This window comes from Microcoleus sp. PH2017_35_SFW_U_B, from assembly GCF_020737865.1.
In the GTDB taxonomy this organism is placed as follows: domain Bacteria; phylum Cyanobacteriota; class Cyanobacteriia; order Cyanobacteriales; family Microcoleaceae; genus Microcoleus.
In genome coordinates this window covers 1-17109 of sequence record NZ_JAEQDE010000105.1, presented here as the reverse complement: position 1 = coordinate 17109, position 17109 = coordinate 1, and the positions used below count along the sequence as shown (strand labels likewise).

The window sequence follows — 17109 nt, the reverse complement described above, 5'->3', positions numbered from 1 at the left end:
GCTGACTATTCGGGCTTTCGGGATTAATTCTTTGGCTTTTTCGCTTAATTGTAGAGTCATACACAAATGGGTAGTCGCTAATGACAGAAAGATGGCTGATTAGAATTGTACGATAATTGCGATCGGCATCACTGCCAATCAACATAAATCTGGACTAGCTTAATTGAATATTGTTTAAATTTTGACTTTAATGCAAAAATTACTAGGACAGCGACAACAAAAAAAGACACCCAAGAGCAAGTTTCAATTTGTGCAGGATAAAAATATACTCATAGCATCATTAATAATTCCTGCGATACACTTCGGTCTTTGCAAAATATACCTATTAATCTCATCCGAGAATGGAACAGTAGCAATTTGGCCGTCAGCAGGTCTTTTTTTGGCAGCTTTCCTCCTGCTGGATTGGCGGATTTTACCTGTTCTATTTATCAGCGATTTGATGGTAAAATATATGATGTTTTTCCCACAAGACTTGCTGGTAAGTAGTTTAACTGCTTTTGGGAATATCGTCGATCTGCTAGTAGCAAGTTTTCTAATTAATCGCTTCGTAAAATACCGAAATTTACTAGATAGATCCCAGGATGTTTTCAGATTTTTTGTGCTGCAATTACCCAGCCCTATCGTCAACAGCACTCTCGCGGCTACCGTACTGTGCGTGCAAGGCATGAGCCCCTGGAGTGCTTACCCAGAAGTTTGGCGGAGTTGGTTTACCTCAATCATTGCTGGTACGCTGATTGTGACGCCAGCAATTTTGACCTGGGCTCAGCAACCCAGGCAGTCCGAAAAACTCCGGCCTCCGCAGATTGCAGAATTTGGACTTTTGCTACTGTTGCTGGTTGTCATCAGCAAAATCGCCTTTTGGCAACAGTATCCCCTCGAATACATGATGATTCCGCTGCTGATTTGGTCGGCATTTCGATTCACATCGCGGGAATCGACTTTGCTGGTGGTGATTGTTTCGGCGATCGCAGTTTTTGGAACATCCCACGGTTTGGGTTCCTTTGTCAGATCTTCCCTCAACGAATCGCTGTTTCTGCTGCAATCTTTTATCGGTGTTGTAGCCGTTACCACCTTTGTTTTATCTGCGGTAATTAACGAAAATAAACAAGCAGCAGCCAAGCTCAAAAAACTGAATAATGAGTTAGAACAGCGAGTAGAAGAACGCACAGCTCAACTACAAGAAGCCAAAGAAGTGGCTGACGCGGCCAACCAATCGAAAAGCGACTTTCTCGCCAATATGAGCCACGAACTCCGCACTCCCCTCAACGGGATTTTGGGCTACGCTCAAATCATGAACCGTTCCCAATCTTGGGGAGAAAAAGAGCGTAATGGCGTGAACATTATTTACCAGTGTGGCTCCCATCTTTTGACACTGATTAATGATATTCTCGATCTCTCCAAAATTGAAGCAGGCAAATTAGATTTGCATCCGAAAGTTTTTCATTTTCCCTCTTTCTTGCAAAGCATTGTTGAGATTGTTCGCATCCGCACCGAACAAAAACAAATTGATTTGATTTATCTCCCAGATGCTGAACTTCCCCAAGGCATAGAAGCCGATGAAAAACGCTTGCGTCAGGTGTTAATTAATTTACTGGGAAATGCCGTCAAATTTACAGATAAAGGCAGCGTAACTTTCAAGATAGAAGTAATAAAACCCGAGTTTTTATCACCTGCGGAATCTGCAATCGAAAATCCCAAATCCCAAATTCAACATCGACTGATTCGCTTCCAAATAGAAGATACAGGCGTCGGCATGACTCCCGATTCTCTGTCAAAAATATTTACACCTTTTGAGCAAGTAGGAGATAGCAACCGCAAAACAGAAGGCACCGGACTCGGACTGGCAATTAGCACCGAGATTGTCAATTTAATGAACAGTAAAATTGAAGTTTATAGTGATTTTGGCAGCGGCAGCACCTTCGCTTTTACTGTCAATTTTCCCTTAGCTGCTGACTGGGCAAATGCAGCCGCAGCCGCTACTGGGAAGAAGATTGTGGGCTATCATGGAACTCAGAAAACAATTCTGATCGTCGATGACAACTGGCAGAACCGTTCCGTGATTGTTTGCCTCCTGGAACCAATTGGTTTTGCAGTAGTCGAAGCTGAAAATGGCGAGGATGGCTTAGCAAAAGCAGCTCAAATAAAACCGGATTTAATCATCGCTGATTTGTGGATGCCTGTGATGGACGGCTTTGAAATGCTGCGGCTGTTGCGGAGTTCAGAAGCATTAAAAAACGTGCCTGCTGTCGTCTCGTCTGCTTCTGTCTATGAAATGGACATCCAAAAAAGTTTGGATGCTGGGGGCGATGATTTTCTGCCGAAGCCGGTGCAAATTGAGGAATTATTTTCGATCGTGCAAAAGCATTTGCAAATTGAATGGAAGTATCAGGAGACAGCCTCAATTGAATCTGCTGGCGAACAATTAGCACCAAAACCTATATTTAATTCACCTCAGGCAACTTTAGCCATGACAATTCCTGCACCGGAAGAATTAGCTTTGTTGCTGAAATTAGCCCAGCAGGGTCGCTTGAAAAAACTTACTGAAGAAGTTAAGCGCATCGAACAACTCGACAAGAGTTATACTCAATTTATGCAGCCAATTCTGCAATTGGCAAAGAGCTTTCAATCGGACAAAATTGAAGATTTTCTCAACCAGCATATCAACTAACAGGAGAAAATATTTATGTCAGAAGCTGAGTTAATTTTAGTGGTAGATGATACGCCCGCCAATCTGGATGTCATCTCCGAGGCGTTGACGGATGCGGGTTATGAAGTTGCGATCGCGATTGACGGCGAACGAGCTCTCAAGCAAGTTCAGTATACGCTGCCGAGTTTAATTTTACTGGATGTGATGATGCCGGGAATTAACGGGTTTGAAACCTGCCGCCGCCTCAAAGCATCCGAGGCTACCAAGGACATTCCTGTGATGTTTATGACGGCTTTGTCGGATACAGCAGATAAGATTAAAGGATTTCAACTCGGTGCGGTTGATTATATCACTAAACCTTTTGAAGAAATGGAGGTATTGGCGCGTGTCAACACTCACATAAAACTTCGCAATCTCAATAAAGAATTAGAACAGCGAGTAGCCGATCGCACGGCGGAACTAACTGCTGCTTTGATACAAGTTAAGCAATCGCAGCTTCAGTTAATTCAGAGCGAAAAAATGTCGGCTTTGGGCAATTTAGTCGCTGGTGTCGCTCACGAAATCAACAATCCAGTGGGTTTTATTTATGGCAATATCAAGGAGTTAAATTTGGCGATCAAAGATATCTTTCGCCACTTGCGGCTTTATCAGCAAGAATGTCCAAATCCGGGTAAAGATATTGAAATCCACGCCGCAGACATTGATTTAGAATATGTGTTGAAAGATACAGCAAAGATGTTATCGTCAATGGAAGTGGGATGCGATCGCCTTCGCAACATCAGCACTTCCCTGCGAACCTTCTCCCGCGCCGATACGGCTGTGAAAGTCTCGGCTAACATCTGCGATGGGATTGACAGCACGCTGATGATTTTGCAGCACCGCCTGAAAGCTCAAGATACTCGTCCCGAAATTCAAGTTATCAAAAAATATGGAGAGATTCCCCCGATAAAATGCTATTTGGGACAACTAAATCAGGTATTTATGAATGTGATTTCAAATGCGATCGATGCTGTGAATGAGTGCAGTTACGGACGCAATTTTGCGGAAATTGCAGTGGCTTGTAATACAATTATTATTACTACAGAATTAACTCAAGACAGAGAAAGGGTGGTAATAAAAATTAAAGATAATGGTAAGGGTATTTCAGAGGATGTAAAATCACACATTTTTGACCATTTGTTCACTACAAAATTAGTCGGGGAAGGGACGGGGTTGGGTTTGTCGATTAGTCGCCAGATAGTGGAAGAAATACACGGCGGTAGTTTGACTTGCTCTTCGGTGTTGGGTGAGGGGGCTCAATTTGCGATCGCACTGCCGATCGATTAATGCGATAATTTTAGAACGATCCCCCGCAGCCATTTGATTGTTCTTGATGTGCAGCCTGCTTTGTAAAACTTACTCAAACTTAACTAAATCGGTCGATCGCACAATTTTTACAAGCTCATCAACCGTACCTCTCTTGGGGTGGCGATTTGACCGAGGAAGCCCAGCAGTTTTTCCCGCGTCGGCGTTGCTGTGGAGTCGCCCTTAGGAAACAACGGAAGTTGTGAAGACTGGCGTTTTCGTAACCTTGAAAGACTATCTGGCTGCTGAGTTGGATTTGGTCGATCGCGCCCAAGCCGTGACAGGTAGCTCAAATTTAGATAGTATTTTACAAGCTCAACTGTGCTATCTGCGGTATCGTGCCGAAAAAAAACCGGGCCGGGGAATGTTGAAGCGGTTCTGCGGCGAGGAATCGACTAAGCGAGTATATTCACAGTTTTTTGTTAGATTGGGAACAGAAGCTGCCACAATTGGTATGTAACAAAAATTGATTTTAATAGAAACTTCAGCCACTATACTAATAAGTGTAGGTTGGCATGAGGAAAATGCCAATGGTCAAAAAAAATCGCAATGTAGTTAGTTCAAATCCAGAAAGCAAAGTCAAAGTCGGACTTTCGCTGACTCCTTCTAGTGCCGATCGATTGAACGCGATCGCTCGAAAGCTGGGAATATCAAGGTCAGAACTCCTAGAACGCTTGGCAAAAGGCGCTCTGGATATTTCTAAAGACAAGAGTCAAGTTAGTGTCACTTGGAAAAAAGGTGAAGAAACTGCGGTCGATACCGCTGAGTTGGAAGGGGAAACAGCCGAAGAAAGCGACATTAATGACGCTATAACGGCAGAAACCCTATTGGACTCGGTAAGCGTACAGTCAAATCCCCTCGAAGCAAGTTACGAATCTTTACAGCAGCAGTTGAGCGAAGGCGAAAGTGCGATCGCCGAATTGCAGCAGCAATTAGCTGACAAGCAAAATCTCGAAGCTCAATTGCAGGAAACTGTATCGAAGTCAAGTTACGAATCTTTACAGCAGCAGTTGAGCGAAGGCGAAAGTGCGATCGCCGAATTGCAGCAGCAATTAGCTGACAAGCAAACTCTCGAAGCTCAATTGCAGGAAACTGTATCGAAGTCAAGTTACGAATCTTTGCAGCATCAATTCGCCGAAAAAGAACATTTGGCTAACGAATTGCAGCAGCAACTAGCCTCCAAGTCGAGCAATTTGGAATCTTTGCAGCATCAATTCGCCGAAAAAGAACATTTGGCTAACGGATTGCAGCAGCAACTAGCCTCCAAGTCGAGCAATTTGGAATCTTTGCAGCATCAATTGGGCGAAAAAGAACATTGGGCTAACGAATTGCAGCATTGGGCGAAAAAGAACATTGGGCTAACGAATTGCAGCAGCAACTAGCCTCCAAGTCGAGCGATTTGGAATCTTTGCAGCATCAATTGGGCGAAAAAGAAAGTGCGATCGCATCTTTACAGCAGCAATTCGCTACCGAAAAGCAAAATCTCGAAAGCCAATTGCAGGAAACTGTATCGAAGTCAAGTTACGAAGCTTTGCAGCAGGAGTTAGCAGAAAAGTCAAGTGCGATCGGCAACTTGCAAGTTCAACTCACCGAGTTCCACTCTCTAAAAGATCAATTAAGCCAAAGTGCTGCGAAACAGCTAAATTACGAGGCTTTGCAGCAAGAGTCTCAAGAACAGCTAAAAACAATCAAAGCTTTACGGGAACAGCTAGTTCAAATGCAAGCTGTGGCTGGGATTGGCGAAGCTTATCTCAACAAGTGGCGCCGTCCCTGATTTTCTCATCAGCACGCCACAGTCTAACGTTTCGGGTGCGCCCGGAGCACTTTACCCCTAAAACGTCCTCTAAACTCGGCCTCCTTCCTCTTGTAGCGATAGATTTGAACCTGTCGCTACAAGAGCTTTTTATGGCCAAATATGACCATAATATTAAGAAATATTACAATAAATAAATTATGATGACCGATCGCACCCGTCAAAGCAAATCCAGTGCAACAGACAGCAAGGGCCGCGTCACAGTAATTGGCGCCGGCATCGGCGGGCTGACAGCAGCAGCCTTGCTTGCCCATAGAGGATACAAAGTATTAGTCTTAGATCAGGCGATCGTCCCCGGAGGATGCGCTTCCACCTTCAAACGCAAAGGCTTTACCTTCGATGTCGGCGCCACGCAGGTTGCAGGCTTGGAACCCGGAGGCATTCACCACCGAATTTTCTCAGAATTAAACATCGAACTTCCCCCCGCCACACCCTGCGATCCCGCTTGTGCGGTATTTTTGCCGGGAGAAACGACACCGATTAGCGTGTGGCGAGATCCGCAAAAATGGCAGTCAGAAAGACAAAAACAATTCCCCGGAAGCGAACCTTTTTGGCAATTATTATCTACATTGTTCCAAGCTAGCTGGAAATTTCAAGGGCGCGATCCAGTTTTACCGCCCAGAAACTTCTGGGATTTCTGGCAATTAATTCAAGCAGTTCGCCCCGATACTTTAATTACTTTGCCTTTCACTTTTATGACGGTGGGAGATGCTTTGCGCTTGTGCGGTTTGGGCGACAATTTGCGCTTGAGAACTTTTCTGGATTTGCAGTTAAAATTGTATTCCCAAGTTGATACCGAAGAAACGGCGCTGCTGTACGCGGCGACGGCTTTAGGAGTTTCCCAAGAGCCGCAGGGATTGTATCATTTACAAGGAAGTATGCAGGTGTTGAGCGATCGCCTGGTAAGTGCGATCGAGCTTTACGGCGGCAAAGTTTTGTTGCGGCATACAGTCGAAAGTATTGTCACCACTAACGGCCAAGCCACCGGCACAGTGATTCGCAATCAAAAAACAGGCGAAGTTTGGACAGAAATTTGCGATCGCATTGTTGCCAACGTCACCGCGCAAAATCTAGTTAAATTGATGTCAAGCGAGCCTGTTTTAGAAACTTTAACAGATAATTCCGAGACCACAAACCAACTGCCAAATCAAATGGCAGGCTACAAACATCGAGTTGATAAATTGCCGCCCGCATCCGGCGCATTTGTGATATATTTGGGAGTGCATGAAAGCGCAATTCCGGCAAATTGTCCGCCGCATCTTCAGTTTCTCTACGACTACGACGGCGAGATTGGTGAGAATAATTCGTTATTTGTTTCCGTCAGTCATGCGGGCGATGGCCGAGCACCGCAGGGAATGGCGACAATTATCGCTTCGTCTTTTACTGATACTCGAATGTGGTGGAATTCCGCTGATTATGAAGGATTGAAGCAAAAATACGCTGAAGGTGCGATCGCCCGTTTGAGCGAATATTTCAATTTGACACCCGAAAAAATTGTACATCAAGAATCAGCAACACCTTGCACCTTTGCCCGCTACACAGCGAGAGATAAAGGCGTTGTCGGCGGCATCGGCCAGCGAATACCAACCTTCGGCCCTTTCGGATTTGCCAACCGCACGCCAATTAAAAACCTCTGGTTAGTCGGCGACTCCACCCATCCCGGAGAAGGAACTGCCGGTGTTTCCTATTCTGCTTTAACTGTCGTGCGGCAGATGGAGGCGGAGTTTTGATCGCAGATCAGAGGGCGGTTGAAACCGCGTCTACACGAACGAAGATCAGATCAGAGGGCGGTTGAAACCGCGTCTACAAAAACAATGTCCGCCTCCGCGGACTCAAGAAAAAGACGGCGGTTCAAACCGCCGAATCTTGAACCCGCGGAGGCGGGTTTTGTCTGTATAGACGCGGTTTCAACCGCCGAGTTTTCTAGACTCTATGACTACTTGATAGAAATCTTTGCGCCCACAGCTTCAAGCTGCTTCTTCAATTCTTCAGCAGCTTCCTTAGCAATAGCTTCCTTAACTGCCTTAGGTGCGGCTTCTACCAAGTCTTTCGCTTCCTTCAGACCCAAACCGGTAATTGCGCGGACTTCCTTCAGAATTGCGATTTTCTTGTCAGCAGGAACTTCTTCCAACATGACAGTAAACTCAGTTTGTACTTCTACTTCTTCAGCAGCAGCAGCAGGGCCGCCCATCATCATCATGCCGCCTACAGGAGCAGCAGCGCTAACGCCAAAAGCTTCTTCAATTTGCTTGACCAATTCAGAAGCTTCGAGCAAGCTCAGAGTCTTCAGTTTTTCTAAGATTTCGTCGGTTGCAGTAGACATTTTTTGAACTCCTAGTTCGATTTGATTAATTGTCAGTTGTCAGTTGTCAGTTGTCAGTTGTGATTTTCTAGTTCGAGATTTCTCAATTCAAAACTCACAATTCAAAACTCAAAACTATCTAAGCAGATACGCTTTCTGCTTCTGCTGGTGCTTCTGCTTCTGCTGGTGCTTCTGCTGCATCGCCGTCTTTTTCAGCATAAGCTTTGAGACCGCGTGCGATCGAAGTAGGAACTTGATTGATACCCACAGCCAACTTGGTTGCGACACCGTTGATAGCGCCAGCAATTTGAGCCATGAGTTGTTCCTTCGACGGCAGATCCGCTAATGCCTTAACATCATCTTGTTTCAGCACCCGTCCTTCCATCACGCCGCCGCGAACTTCAGTCTTCTTGGAAGCTTTTTGGAATTCTTGGTAAGCCTTAATCGCGCCGCCAATATCTTCTTGCACGAACATAAATGCCGACGTACCTGTCAGCAATTCCTGTATCGGCTGCCATGTTTCATTGCCTTCAACAGCAATTCGCATTAGCGTGTTTTTTGCCACTTGGCAACTGCTGCCTTTGGGACGCAAACGCCGCCGCAAATCTGTGATTTCAGCAACAGTTAAGCCTTTGTAGTCGATCGCGATTACCAGTTGAGATTCGCTCAAGGTTTGCTTGAGGTCTGCAATAATCTCATTTTTTACTGCTAAACTTTTGCCCATACTAATTTCACCTCCTTTTAGGATCTCAAACTGCCAATCAAAAACCCCAACCTTATAGCCGGGGCAGAGAATTAAAAATTAAGAATTAGGAATTAAAAGATAGAACTTTTTAATTGATTTTCTTGAGTTTTTATTTCTTCAGCCTCGGCAGGAAATTAAGCACTCGGCACCTGCGGTCTTCAGCTTATTGATTTTTGATTAGGCTATCACCATCCGGCAGACATTAGCAAGGGTATGCAGCAAATCTCGTGAGAGATTTACACAGACAGCCGAAGCTGTCTTTTACTTTCTGCCTTCGGCTTAATTCTTGCTAAGCAGCATCAAGTTTGGTATCGCGCAGAGCACTGATATCGACTTCGATCGATGGGCCCATAGTTGCGGATACGTACAAACTGCGCCAGTAGCGACCTTTCGCACCAGAAGGACGGTTGCGGTCAACAGTTTCTTGCAAAGCATGAAGGTTGACCAGCAAATCTTCCGCTGAGAAAGCTGCCTTGCCAAACATAACATGAACGATGCCTGTGCGATCGGCACGGAATTCTAGTTTACCACCTTTGAATTCGTCGATCGCCCGAGCAATGTCAGTCGTCACTGTGCCGCCTTTTGGAGAAGGCATCAAGCCGCGCGGGCCCAACAACCGACCCAATTTTGCCACCAACGGCATCACATCTGGAGTCGCAATCAGACAATCGAAGTCCATCATGCCCTTTTGAATTTCCTCGATCAACTCTTCAGAACCAGCAATATCTGCGCCGGCATTCAGAGCTTCTTTAACTTTTTCGCCCTTAGCAATCACCGCAATTCTGACTACTTGACCAGTTCCTTTTGGCAGCGATACAGTTGTCCGCAACTGTTGGTCAGTATATTTCGGGTCAATTCCCAAACGGATGTGAGCTTCAGCAGATTCGCCAAACTTAGCGGTTGCTGTTTCTTTCAAAAGTTGCAGAGCTTCCAGCGGTAGGTAAGGTCTCTCTTCAACTTTCTTTTGAAGTTCTTGCAATCTTCGCGATACTTTCTTTGCCATTGTTATTTTTTGGGGTTAGTAGATTTGAGATGTGAGATTTTAGATTTAAGAATTGAGCCGTTTCGGTCATTTCAAATCTAAAACATTTGCGATTCCTAGCGAAGCTTTGCTTCTCCCCCTGAATCGACTTGCGATTTTGGATTTTAGATTTTAGATTTTCGATTGAACTTATCAGCCGATCGTTGCCAATCTAAAATTTTTCCGATTCTGACGATTGATTGCTGCCAACTGCCAACTGCTTTCGGAGTCAACTGACAACTGTCAACTGTCAACTGTCAACTGTCAACTGACTTTAATCAGCGATCGCCACGCCCATGTTTTTAGCTGTTCCCGCTACAATTTTCATAGCAGCTTCAACATCATTAGCATTAAGGTCAGGCATCTTAGTTTCAGCGATTTCTCGCAACTGAGCCTGTGTGATTGTCCCTACTTGCTTGCGATTAGGTTCACCCGAACCCTTAGCAATACCAGCAGCCTTTTGAATCAAAACCGACGCCGGGGGGGTTTTGAGAATAAACGTAAAACTGCGGTCTTCAAAAACCGAAATTTCTACCGGAACCACGAGACCTGCTTGGTCTGCGGTTCTAGCATTGTACTCCTTGCAAAACATCATGATATTGACGCCGTGCTGACCCAAGGCTGGGCCGATAGGAGGAGCTGGGTTGGCTTTTCCCGCTGTAATCGCCAACTTAATTACTGCAACAACTTTCTTTGCCATTAGTTAGTTCTGTTTCTGAACCTGATTGAACTCTAATTCTACAGGCGTATCGCGCCCAAAAATCGAGAGTAAAACTTTGAGCTTGTTCCGTTCCGGGCTAACTTCAATCACATCACCTTCAAAATCCTTAAACGGCCCGGAAAGTACCACAACGTGGTCTCCTGTCGCCATCGATACTTTGACAACTGGTTCTGATTCCTGAGCGTTTCTGAAGATCCGTTCTACTTCCGAATGACTCAGAGGTAGCGGTTTGACGTGACCCCTGCCGCGCCCGTAGCGGCGTTTTTGCTCTGCCCCGACAAAATTAATTACATTCGGGGTATTTTTAATCACCTGCCACGTATCCTCGTCCATATACATACGGATGAGTACGTAGCCGGGGAAAATTTTCTCATCTGACTGGCGCCGGGAACCGTCTTTGCCGACTTTGATCGCTGGAGTTTGCGGAATTTCGACTTGAACGATGCGATCGGCAACATCCAAAGTTTGAATCCGCTGATCCAAGTTTGCCTTCACGCGCTTCTCGCAGCCTGAGGCTACCTGAACAGCATACCAGCGAGCCTGAATCTCCGGCACATCTGGCGATGCTGCCTGTCCCGTCGTTTCTGTGGAATAATCAGATTCTTCTGATGCAAAAGTCATGGCCCAAACACCTTTCCTGCGCCCCAGTTAAAGAAGTTATCCACCAAATAGATCAGGCTTGCTGAGAGGATTACCATCAAAAGCACGGCCAAAGACTCGCTAATTAGCTGCTGGCGGCTCGGCCAGACCACTTTGTCGAGTTCTTCTCTAGTTTCCTTAAAAAAACCCGCAGGATCGAACCCAGGCGCAGTCATTTCTTGAGTTTCTTGAGCTTCGTCTTTTTTCGCCACGATCGAATCCCCCTTCCGATTTCAGATTTTAGATTTCAGATTTTAGATTTTGTGAGTGGCTCGCGGCTATCTGATTTTTTGACACTAACCACTTACGCCCAAGTCCAAAATCTCAAATCCAAAGCCAGCACTTTTTTACAAGCTCAACCCATCTAACGGTGTATGTGCCGATCGCCCTCAAAGGCGATCGAGAAGCAACACCGAGCATTTGTTGATGGCCTTTGTTGCGAACCGCCCACAAAAATTAATTCTACCCGAAAGTCTGCGGTTTCGGCTGTTTCCAGCCAATTATCCGGGCGCTTTCGGGCAGAATTAAAATTTTGGTGATTCAGCGCGCCCTGGAGGACTTGAACCCCCGACATCAGGTTTTGGAGACCTGCGTTCTACCAACTGAACTAAGAGCGCACAGGTGAGGTTGCTGAAATTCGCTTAACCTCTAGATTTCTATTTTAACACAGTGCGCTCGGAAATGGGAAACTTTTTTTTGAATTTTTCAATTTCCCATTTTCTGTCTCTCCAAGAGGAAGCTGGGTGCATTCCTACAGGGAGCGATCGAACCGCTGTTTGACGCGAGTAGCTTTGCCGACGCGATCGCGCAGGTAGTAAAGTTTTGCTCTACGGACTTTACCGCGGCGCATGACTTGAACAGTAGCGATGCGGGGCGAGTGAATCAAAAACACCCGTTCCACGCCGACGCCTTGAAACACGCGGCGCACAGTGATTGTTTCATTAATGCCGCCGTTACGCATGGCAATCACAGTCCCTTCGTAGGGTTGAACCCGTTCTTTCGCGCCCTCTTTAATTCTCACGCCGACGCGCACGGTGTCGCCTACGTAAATTTCTGGTAGAACTTTGCTTAGTTCTACCTTGACTCTATTTATTTCTTCCGTCTCGATCGAACGGATTATTTCTGCTGCGCCTTTCATAAAATTTTCCAAAACTCACAATCCCCTATCATATATCGAACTGCCAGTTTTATCTCAAAAAACTTCTATGTTAAATACTTCCTTGGTCGTATTTCTGCAACTCGGGGCGATCGCGATACTAGCTTTGTACGTCGCCGCCAACTTGGGGGCTAACGATGTCGCGAACTCGATGGGGACATCGGTAGGATCGAAGGCGCTCACGCTGCGGCAAGCAATAATTGTTGCAGGCATACTAGAGTTTGCTGGTGCCGTGCTGTTCGGGCAAGGAGTTTCCGAAACTCTAGCAACAGGAGTTGTGAATGCAGAAGTGTTCGCAGACAAACCGCAGGTATTTTTGATCGGGATGGTGTCAGTGCTAGCAGCTTGTGGCTTGTGGCTGCAAATTGCTACCAGTCTAGGTTTGCCAGTTTCTTCGTCTCATGCGGTGGTAGGTGCGATCGCAGGTTTTAGCTGGGTAGCAGCGGGAATTCATGCGGTTGATTGGCCGACTATCGGCAGGATTTCGTTAACTTGGGTGGCGACACCTTTTGCTAGCGGTGCTTTAGCTGCACTATTTTATAGTGGGGTGAAGCATTGGATTCTCGATCGCCCCGATCCTCTATTTCAACTGCGCGAGTGGATACCTTGGCTGAGTGCAGCGCTGCTGAGTGTATTTGGGATAATTGTATTGCCGTCTGTTGTGGATGTGGCTTTGGTGCAGACAGGCGCGATCGACTTCGCGCGCGATCGACTTGGCTGGAATCTGCCAATTCACGATATTGCGATTGCTATCGGGAGTATTGCTGCGATCGGGCTTTCCCTCAATAGCTGGAAAAAGTTAGAGAAAGAAGGTTCGGCAGCGAGCAATGTGCGGGATGTAACAGATAGAAAGAATAAGCAAGAGGAAATATTCTCCCCATCTCCCACTCTCCCCCTCTCCCCATCTCCCACTCTCCCCCTCTCCCCATCTCCCCCTCTCCCTCACTCTTCCATCGAGCAACAGATGGCGAGATTTCAAGTGTTGAGCGCTTGTTTTGTGGCATTTGCACACGGTTCCAACGACGTAGGGAATGCCGTTGCGCCTTTAGCTGCGATCGCCTACATCCAGCGCACAGGCTCCTTTCCCCTAGAAGATTTTAACGTTCCCCTGTGGATTTTAGTCCTCGGAGGCGCAGGAATCGTCATCGGTTTAGCCATTTGGGGTCAAAAAGTGATCGCTACAGTCGGGGAAAACATCATCCAACTGCAACCCAGCGGCGGATTTTGCGCGGAATTAGCCACAGCTACCACAGTATTATTAGCATCTCGCTTGGGTTTGCCGGTTTCCACATCCCACGCTTTAGTGGGTGCAGTTGTGGGAGTCGGGCTGATTAAAGGTTGGAAATCGGTACGCTGGAAAACTTTGCAGTCAATTGGTTCGGCTTGGGTGGTGACAATCCCGATCGCCGCCGGTTTGGGTGCTAGCATTTTCAGCATCGCCCAATGGATTTTAGTTAAATGAACGCGATAGGTGTGTATAGCCTTTCAAGCGAAAGATGAAGTACGACTGGGCATAGGGCATAGGGCATAGGGCATAGGCATCCGTGGGCATACCTCACTTTTTTGAGAACCGCGATAATTTCCTTCTCCAAACAATGCTTTAGCTGTCAAGCCAGCACTTCCATACAGGGCTTTCTCAACTGAATCTCAGTGCTGTTACTAAATTGTATAAAGTGTTTTACGGTGAGTATTAGTCTAGAAACCACAGGCGTTGCTGGGCAAATGATGCCGGAAAAATAAACACTTCGGCTTAGTCTGAAATATTCAGGCTTTGGCGATCGCTTTTCATTCAGTTAACAGTTGATGGTTGATGGTTGAAAAAGAAAATCAGTTGATAGTTGATAGTTGATAGTTGACAAAGGAAGTCAGAAGATTGGAGTAATGAATCGTCTGATTTTAAGCTCTTCCGATCGCGCTTGGGGCTTTAAACCAAATTCTTATCGTAAAGCAATTGTCAGAATTTTTAGATGCCAGATCTGTTGCCCTTGGAGAATGGGATGTGTTAGTTTTTTGATGAGACAGGTTGCTTTTGAGGGTGCGATCGCCTCTTCAAACTTTGGCGATCGCAAGATCGGAAATTTTAATATCAAAAATCCGGGTGCAAGAGTGTGTGAGAGACTTGGGCCCAGAAACCCGGTTTCTAGCCATTTAATGCTCAAATTATGCCTTTAGGGGTGAGGAGTCTCGGCCCTACCCTCAACTTTAGTTGTCGGGGAAGAGGTTATCCGGCTGGCGAGGCGGGTGAGTTAGAGGCGAGAATTACCCGGAGCAATCGGTGCAGAGGTCAAGCTGTAGTATGATTTCTAATTGCACAAAGTGTTCTTGGGGCGATTAAGAGCGGGATAGCTTCGCTTCACGCAATTTTCTAACATTTCTAGCTCAGCGACTACCATAGATTCAACAGCGTCCGCAATCTTTGAGACCAACTCACTAGAACTTGCGACCTGATGCAGCCAAAATACTTAAGAACACTCTCTCGTGCAGTTTAAATTAGAGGTTATAGGCTAATGGCGAACCGGAACAGATACTCGCCAAAAGGCGACGCAGGGGATGCACAATCAGCAGAACAAGTCCTCAACTCAGTGATGCAGGAACTGGACGCTTTGCATGAAAATGTCAAAGGTCAGTTAAACCAGGACATTACTCGGCTGCAAACTGAAAAAAATCACCTGATTGAAGATATTGAAGGCCTCCGGGAGCAATATCGCAAATTGCAGTCTCAGCAAATGGAATCTCTGTCTGGGCGATACATTCAGCAGCAGCAATTGTGGCTGAAGCAGTTGGCTCAAGTTTTGGCTCACAATTTGCAGGATTTGTTGGTGCAGCGGTTCAACGAACTCAGCGCTAACTCGGGCCATTCTCTCAGCAGCCCAATTCCCAGCGGCGAATTCCCCATACCCATGCCCCCTAGCAACTATGACGAACGGGCCTCGGAGTTATTGGCGGCGCTCGATGAACGGATAGATCGCAGTTTCCAGATGCTAGAACAAGATTTGAGCAGCTATGAAAGCGAGCTATCCATGCGGCTCAACAACATGAAAACCCTCGAACTCCAAGGGGAAGAACTGCTACAAAATCTCGTCAACCGCATTCGGGAAGAACTCGTAGAAGAAGAATATCTTGACAATCCTTTCGACGCTCAAGATTCCTATCCCGAGGAAGCAACTAATTCTATCCGCCCGCAAGTTTTGCCGCCAACACCTGCGGATGCGCCGCGGCAAGCCTTTCCACAGCCTTCAGCAGCGCCTGCGGCAGTCGCAACAGCCACTTCTCAAGTGCAAGCAGGTTTGATTCTGGCTTTGTCTTCGGCGGTGGTATTGTCGCTGTTTAATGTTTGTTTGAGAATTCTAATTAAAAGCAGAAATCCTCGGATGATTTTTGGCGTGTTTGAGCTTGATGGGGTGGTGACTCGGGGTTTTGGAAATTCTCTGTTGATTTTGTTGATGCGGCTGATCGTGGTGATGGCTTTGATGCCAGTATTGGCAACATTTCTGTATCCTTCTGTCTGGAAAGATCTTAAACGGTTTTTCTACTCGCGCGATCTATCTTTGTGGAGCAAGGTTTTAGGAAGCGCATTTTTTCTGTTTTTGTCTCAGGTTTTGATTTATTTGGCGATCGGCAATATTCCGGCGGGGATTGCTATTACAATTTTCTTTATTTACCCGATCGTCACCGTACTGGGTTCTTGGTTCTTGTTTGGCGCTCGTCCGAGTACGATCGGCTTTTTGGCGATGTTGGGGATTACCGCAGGTCTGATTTTAGTTGGATCGCCGAGTTTTGCTGCGCCAGCTCCTGGCGGTGGCAATGTCGAGGTAGGAGTCGCCGCTGCACTGGCTTCTGGGATTACCTTTGCAGGTTACGTATTGCTAACTCAAATGGCCGCCGGCAAACTGCACCCGATTCCTTTTAGTTTAGTTAATTTCGGCGCGATTTTTGTATTTTCGTCCCTGAGTTTGTGGGTACCGCTGTCAGAGAATCTGGCTCCGAAAATCGACCAAAATGTTTGGCCTGGTTTGATTGTGGGAGGCGTTGTTTTAGGCGTACTGACACTATTTAGCTATCTTTTGAACAATTTTGCCATCCGGTTCGCGGGGGCGGCCTTAGCGTCAGTAATTGGCACTTTGGGCCCGGCGATGACAGCACTCTTCGGGTTTATAATTATCAATGAAAAGTTGCAGCCTGTAGCAATTCTCGGCATGGCTGTGGTGACATTGAGCGTGGCTGCGATGAGTGTAGAACGCATGGTAGCTCCTCAGAAAAAGGCTACTTAAGTTCAGTTGACAGTTGATAGTTGACAAAGGAAGGAAGAGGATTGGAGTAATGAATCGTCTGATTTTAATTTCTCCCTACAAGGAAGAGCCTTTAAACCAATTCTTTCTGGTAAAAACTGCTGTTGGTAGTGAGGACTTTAGTCCTAGGATTTTGAGGAATAAATTCCTCACTACGAACTTGTTTTATAAAGTGTTTGTAGCGGGGAATGCGAGTCATCCCATTTTGATTACTAATTAGGGCTTGCTGAAAAAGTCAGAAAACAGCATTTAGAAAGATGAGTGAATTTGAGATCGCCTCGACAATATAAGTTTTATCAATCTTGTTCTGGCGAAACATAGCTTTTACCAATAATTTAAGCCAAAAAACATCAAAAAAGGTTTTTGTTATGAAATAGACAGAAAAAAAGCCAAAAAGCCTGCCGTACCCTGGCAGAAAGATTCATCACCAGA

General features: G+C 46.1%; 17 protein-coding genes, 1 tRNA gene and 1 other annotated feature. Of the genes, 9 read left to right on the top strand and 9 right to left on the bottom strand.

The features are described 5' to 3' along the window. Nucleotides 1-190: 190 nt before the first annotated feature. From JGK36_RS26990 to crtD, 6 genes are all read left to right on the top strand, one after another. Nucleotides 191-2668, top strand: a complete 2478-nt coding sequence (locus JGK36_RS26990; protein WP_293198629.1) for an MASE1 domain-containing protein — start codon at nt 191-193, stop codon at nt 2666-2668. Between the two features lie 15 nt (nt 2669-2683). Continuing rightward, nucleotides 2684-3973: a response regulator gene (locus JGK36_RS26985; protein ID WP_293191598.1), complete on the top strand. Its 1290-nt coding sequence runs from the start codon at nt 2684-2686 to the stop codon at nt 3971-3973. Between the two features lie 220 nt (nt 3974-4193). After that, entirely contained in the window at nt 4194-4451 is a 258-nt protein-coding gene (locus JGK36_RS26980) for a hypothetical protein (RefSeq protein ID WP_293185880.1), read from the top strand. 70 nt (nt 4452-4521) lie between these two features. Beyond that, nucleotides 4522-5373: a ribbon-helix-helix protein, CopG family gene (locus JGK36_RS26975; RefSeq protein WP_293201199.1), complete on the top strand. Its 852-nt coding sequence runs from the start codon at nt 4522-4524 to the stop codon at nt 5371-5373. Beyond that, nucleotides 5328-5765 carry a hypothetical protein gene (locus tag JGK36_RS26970; protein ID WP_293201197.1) on the top strand — a complete coding sequence of 146 codons (438 nt, stop codon included), beginning with the start codon at nt 5328-5330 and terminating at the stop codon, nt 5763-5765. The genes JGK36_RS26975 and JGK36_RS26970 overlap by 46 nt, the downstream gene beginning before the upstream one ends. Nucleotides 5766-5944: 179 nt before the next feature. Then, nucleotides 5945-7534, top strand: coding sequence for a C-3',4' desaturase CrtD (gene crtD / locus JGK36_RS26965; RefSeq protein ID WP_293199055.1), 1590 nt, complete (start codon nt 5945-5947; stop codon nt 7532-7534). Nucleotides 7535-7740: 206 nt separating this feature from the next. Here the strand turns inward: crtD and rplL are convergent, their stop codons facing one another. The 9 genes from rplL to rplS form a co-directional block, all read right to left on the bottom strand. Further along, nucleotides 7741-8127 (bottom strand): 50S ribosomal protein L7/L12, encoded by a 387-nt coding sequence (gene rplL / locus JGK36_RS26960; RefSeq protein WP_293186745.1) that lies wholly within the window; start codon nt 8125-8127, stop codon nt 7741-7743. A 118-nt stretch (nt 8128-8245) separates the two neighbouring features. After that, nucleotides 8246-8830: a 50S ribosomal protein L10 gene (gene rplJ, locus JGK36_RS26955; protein ID WP_293186746.1), complete on the bottom strand. Its 585-nt coding sequence runs from the start codon at nt 8828-8830 to the stop codon at nt 8246-8248. A 29-nt stretch (nt 8831-8859) separates the two neighbouring features. Continuing rightward, nucleotides 8860-9031, bottom strand: a sequence feature (ribosomal protein L10 leader region). Nucleotides 9032-9140: 109 nt separating this feature from the next. Further along, nucleotides 9141-9854 (bottom strand): 50S ribosomal protein L1, encoded by a 714-nt coding sequence (gene rplA / locus JGK36_RS26950; RefSeq protein WP_293186747.1) that lies wholly within the window; start codon nt 9852-9854, stop codon nt 9141-9143. A gap of 292 nt (nt 9855-10146) precedes the next feature. Further along, nucleotides 10147-10572, bottom strand: coding sequence for a 50S ribosomal protein L11 (gene rplK / locus JGK36_RS26945; protein WP_006635588.1), 426 nt, complete (start codon nt 10570-10572; stop codon nt 10147-10149). A gap of 3 nt (nt 10573-10575) precedes the next feature. Continuing rightward, entirely contained in the window at nt 10576-11214 is a 639-nt protein-coding gene (nusG, locus tag JGK36_RS26940; RefSeq protein ID WP_293186749.1) for a transcription termination/antitermination protein NusG, read from the bottom strand. Beyond that, entirely contained in the window at nt 11211-11444 is a 234-nt protein-coding gene (gene secE, locus JGK36_RS26935; protein WP_293128199.1) for a preprotein translocase subunit SecE, read from the bottom strand. Before secE ends, nusG begins: the two co-directional genes overlap by 4 nt. 152 nt (nt 11445-11596) lie before the next feature. Further along, nucleotides 11597-11806, bottom strand: coding sequence for a hypothetical protein (locus JGK36_RS26930; RefSeq protein ID WP_293186750.1), 210 nt, complete (start codon nt 11804-11806; stop codon nt 11597-11599). Next, nucleotides 11777-11849: transfer RNA gene (locus tag JGK36_RS26925), tRNA-Trp, on the bottom strand. Before JGK36_RS26925 ends, JGK36_RS26930 begins: the two co-directional genes overlap by 30 nt. Before the next feature lie 134 nt (nt 11850-11983). Next, a complete protein-coding gene (gene rplS, locus JGK36_RS26920) occupies nt 11984-12370 on the bottom strand; it encodes a 50S ribosomal protein L19 (RefSeq protein ID WP_293186751.1) in 387 nt (128 codons plus the stop codon). Nucleotides 12371-12437: 67 nt separating this feature from the next. Between rplS and JGK36_RS26915 the strand changes: the two genes are divergently transcribed. From JGK36_RS26915 to JGK36_RS26905, 3 genes are all read left to right on the top strand, one after another. Next, nucleotides 12438-13850 carry an inorganic phosphate transporter gene (locus JGK36_RS26915; RefSeq protein ID WP_293199057.1) on the top strand — a complete coding sequence of 471 codons (1413 nt, stop codon included), beginning with the start codon at nt 12438-12440 and terminating at the stop codon, nt 13848-13850. Nucleotides 13851-14895: 1045 nt separating this feature from the next. Next, nucleotides 14896-16659: a DMT family transporter gene (locus JGK36_RS26910; protein ID WP_293199059.1), complete on the top strand. Its 1764-nt coding sequence runs from the start codon at nt 14896-14898 to the stop codon at nt 16657-16659. A 49-nt stretch (nt 16660-16708) separates the two neighbouring features. Continuing rightward, nucleotides 16709-16897, top strand: coding sequence for a hypothetical protein (locus tag JGK36_RS26905; RefSeq protein WP_293186754.1), 189 nt, complete (start codon nt 16709-16711; stop codon nt 16895-16897). The last annotated feature ends 212 nt before the right edge of the window (nt 16898-17109 follow it).

What these genes read in the sequence shown, in the direction of transcription:
- JGK36_RS26990 (WP_293198629.1), top strand. Translation starts at nt 191, where the DNA reads ATGCAAAAATTACTAGGACAGCGACAACAAAAAAAGACACCCAAGAGC.
- JGK36_RS26985 (WP_293191598.1), top strand. Translation starts at nt 2,684, where the DNA reads ATGTCAGAAGCTGAGTTAATTTTAGTGGTAGATGATACGCCCGCCAAT.
- JGK36_RS26975 (WP_293201199.1), top strand. Translation starts at nt 4,522, where the DNA reads ATGGTCAAAAAAAATCGCAATGTAGTTAGTTCAAATCCAGAAAGCAAA.
- crtD (WP_293199055.1), top strand. Translation starts at nt 5,945, where the DNA reads ATGATGACCGATCGCACCCGTCAAAGCAAATCCAGTGCAACAGACAGC.
- rplL (WP_293186745.1), bottom strand. Translation starts at nt 8,127, where the DNA reads ATGTCTACTGCAACCGACGAAATCTTAGAAAAACTGAAGACTCTGAGC.
- rplJ (WP_293186746.1), bottom strand. Translation starts at nt 8,830, where the DNA reads ATGGGCAAAAGTTTAGCAGTAAAAAATGAGATTATTGCAGACCTCAAG.
- rplA (WP_293186747.1), bottom strand. Translation starts at nt 9,854, where the DNA reads ATGGCAAAGAAAGTATCGCGAAGATTGCAAGAACTTCAAAAGAAAGTT.
- rplK (WP_006635588.1), bottom strand. Translation starts at nt 10,572, where the DNA reads ATGGCAAAGAAAGTTGTTGCAGTAATTAAGTTGGCGATTACAGCGGGA.
- nusG (WP_293186749.1), bottom strand. Translation starts at nt 11,214, where the DNA reads ATGACTTTTGCATCAGAAGAATCTGATTATTCCACAGAAACGACGGGA.
- JGK36_RS26930 (WP_293186750.1), bottom strand. Translation starts at nt 11,806, where the DNA reads ATGTCGGGGGTTCAAGTCCTCCAGGGCGCGCTGAATCACCAAAATTTT.
- rplS (WP_293186751.1), bottom strand. Translation starts at nt 12,370, where the DNA reads ATGAAAGGCGCAGCAGAAATAATCCGTTCGATCGAGACGGAAGAAATA.
- JGK36_RS26915 (WP_293199057.1), top strand. Translation starts at nt 12,438, where the DNA reads ATGTTAAATACTTCCTTGGTCGTATTTCTGCAACTCGGGGCGATCGCG.
- JGK36_RS26910 (WP_293199059.1), top strand. Translation starts at nt 14,896, where the DNA reads ATGGCGAACCGGAACAGATACTCGCCAAAAGGCGACGCAGGGGATGCA.
- JGK36_RS26905 (WP_293186754.1), top strand. Translation starts at nt 16,709, where the DNA reads ATGAATCGTCTGATTTTAATTTCTCCCTACAAGGAAGAGCCTTTAAAC.